This is a genomic window from Mycobacterium angelicum (genome assembly GCF_002086155.1).
GTDB lineage: Bacteria > Actinomycetota > Actinomycetes > Mycobacteriales > Mycobacteriaceae > Mycobacterium > Mycobacterium angelicum.
Genome location: NZ_MVHE01000171.1, coordinates 1 through 2,068, shown reverse-complemented (window position 1 = coordinate 2,068; position 2,068 = coordinate 1). Strand labels below are relative to the sequence as shown.

The following is a 2,068-nucleotide window of genomic DNA, read 5'->3' as shown; positions in this document are numbered from 1 at the left end:
GGCCGCCGGCGGACAGGGCGTGGCCGGCCAGCAAGGCGGCACCGGTGGAGCCGGCGGGCACGGCGGAGTCGGCGGCAGCGCCGGGCCGTTCGGCCACGCCGGCATCGGCGGTAACGGCGGCACGGGCGGCGCCGGTGGAGCCGCCGGCGACGGCTTGCCCGGCGGCTTCAACAATCCGGCCCCCCGCGGCGGCGACGGCGGCAACGGCGGCGCCGCCGGGGCCGGTGGCAACGCGAGCGCCTTCGGCTTCAACGGCAACGGTGGCAGCGGCGGCGACGGCGGCGCCGGCGGCACCGGTGGCACCGGCGCAGCCCAGCTCGAAATCGGCCCCGGCAAGGGCGCCGGCCTCGGTGGCCACGGCGGCAACGGCGGCAACGCCGGCGCAGGCGCGGCCGCCGGCACCGGCGGGTTCGGCGGATCGGCGGGCGGTTACGGCGACGGCGGCCGCGGCGGCACCGGCGGCACCGGCGGGGCCGGGCTCAGCGGCGGGGCCGGCACCGGCGCCAACGGCACCGTCGCCGGGTCCGGAGGCCAGGGCGGAAACGGCGGCAACAGTGGTGCCGGCGGCACCAACGGCAACGGCGGCGACGGCGGCGCCGGCGGCGCGGGCGGCGACGGTGGCTCCGGCACCGCGGATACCGGCAGCGGCGGCGGAAACGGCGGCGACGGCGGAAAAGGCGGCCTCGGCGGCTTCACCGGCGCCGCCGGAACCGGCGGCAGCGGCGGGACCAACGGCACCGGCGGCACTGGCGGCGCCGGTGGGGCCGGTGGCGCCGGCGCCGTCGGCACCGCCGAAACCGGACGCTCAGGCGGATCCGGCGGCCTGGGCGGCGACGGCGGCAACGGCGGCCCAGGCAGCGCCGGGGGCACCAATGGCAATGGCGGGGCGGGCGGCGCCGGCGGCGCCGGTGGCGCCGGCGGTTCCGGTACCCCCGACACCGGCTCCGGTGGTGGTAACGGCGGACTCGGCGGCGCCGGCGGCGCCGGCGGCAACGGCGGCAACGGCGGCTCGATCTCCGGCAACGCCGGCAACGGCGGTACCGGCGGCAACGGTGCCAATGGCGGCAACGGCGGCAGCGGCACGACCGGTGCCGACGGCATCGCCAACAGCAACGCCTATGGCACCGGCATCAACGGCGCCCAGAACGGCGGCAACGGCGGCAACGGCGGCGACGGCGGCAAGGGCGGCAACGGCGGTACCGCCGGCACGGTCCTCGGAACCGGCAGCGCCGGCACCAACGGCGCCGGCGGCAGCGGCGGCAAGGGCGGCAACGCCGGGACACCCGGCAACGGCGGCAACGGCGCGGCCGGCACCGCCAGCAACCCCAACGGCGGCATCGGCGGCAACGGCGGCAACGCCGGGACCGCGGGCAACGGCGGCCTGGCGGGCACCGGCGGCACCGGCACCAACGGCGCCAACGGCACCTCGGTAACCGGTCCGGCCGGTAACGGCGGCAAGGGCGGCGACGGCTTCAACGCCACCGTCGCGGGCACCGCCGGCGGCAACGGCGGCGCCGGCGGCAACGGCGGCAACATCGGCAACGGCGGCAACGGCGGGCTGGGCGGCAACGGCGCCGCGGGCAGTGTCGGCACCAGCGGCGTCAACCCCGGCGACAGCGGCGGCACCGGTCAGGCCGGCGGAGCCGGCGGCACGGGCGGTGCCGGCGGCATGGGCGGCTCCATCTCCGGCAATGGCGGCATCGGCGGCGACGGCGGCAAGGGCGCCACCGGCGGGGCCGGCGGCAACGGCGCGACCGGCGACTTCAGCGTCAACTCCGGCGCCGGCGGCAAGGGCGGCGACGGCGGAGTCGGCGGGGCCGGTGGCGCCGCCGGCGCCGGCGGCAAGGCTCAGGGCGCCGGCGACGGCGGGGCCGGCGGCAACGGCGGACTGGGCGGCAACGGCGGGGCACCCGGCACGGGCGGCAACGGCGCCGCGGGCACGGTGACCAACCCGAACGGCGGCACCGGCGGCGACAGCGGCACCGGCGGCAAGGGCGGTATCGGCGGCGCCGGCGGAGCCGGCGGGGCCGGCGGGGTCACCTCCGGCAACGGCGGGAAGGGCGGCAGC

Annotated in this window: 1 pseudogene; it reads left to right on the top strand. The window is 80.8% G+C overall.

Features of this window, described 5'->3' with window-relative positions:
- Positions 1 to 2,068, top strand: a pseudogene (locus tag BST12_RS35170) (PE family protein); the annotation flags it as partial.